This window comes from Bacillus cereus group sp. MYBKT111-2 (assembly GCF_051915205.1).
GTDB lineage: Bacteria > Bacillota > Bacilli > Bacillales > Bacillaceae_G > Bacillus_A > Bacillus_A paranthracis.
The window spans coordinates 1-519 of record NZ_JBQAEG010000035.1 but is presented as its reverse complement, the minus strand read 5'-3'; the positions used below and the strand labels follow the sequence as shown (position 1 = coordinate 519).

Below are 519 nucleotides of genomic sequence, written 5' to 3'. Positions count from 1 at the left end.
TGAACTGCACCCCAATTGTTAGACACAGTCTAACAATTGGAGGTGCAGTTTTTCTATGGCTAAATTTACAGCTGATGAAAAAATACAAATCGTTCTACGTTATTTGAACGGAAATGAAAGTTATCGAGAAATGGGTAAATCGATTGGTATAAGTGACACAATTATTTTGAATTGGGTAAACCAATATAAACAGAATGGTATGGAAGCTTTTCTAAAACGATGTACAAATTACACACAACAATTTAAACTAGACGTACTAAACTTTATGATTGAAAACGGTATGTCCTTATTTGAGACGGCGGCTATCTTTAACATTCCTGCCCCTTCAACGATTTCTGTTTGGAAAAAACAGCTCGAAACACAAGGAATTGATGCCCTTCAATCTAAGAAAAAGGGGCGTCCATCCATGAAAAAAGATTCAAATAAACAAGTAAAACAAGCTTTAGCTGAAGGGTCAGTCGAAGCACTTGAAGCACGTATTCAACAGCTTGAAATGGAAAATGAGTACTTAAAAAAGTT

The 519-nt window shown here is 35.3% G+C and carries 1 protein-coding gene; it reads left to right on the top strand.

Going from position 1 to position 519, the window contains the following annotated elements; all coding sequences use genetic code 11:
- Nucleotides 1-55 precede the first annotated feature (55 nt).
- Nucleotides 56-519, top strand: a 464-nt coding sequence (locus ACTFNE_RS27375) for a helix-turn-helix domain-containing protein (protein WP_270706602.1), incomplete at its 3' end; no start/stop codon positions are given.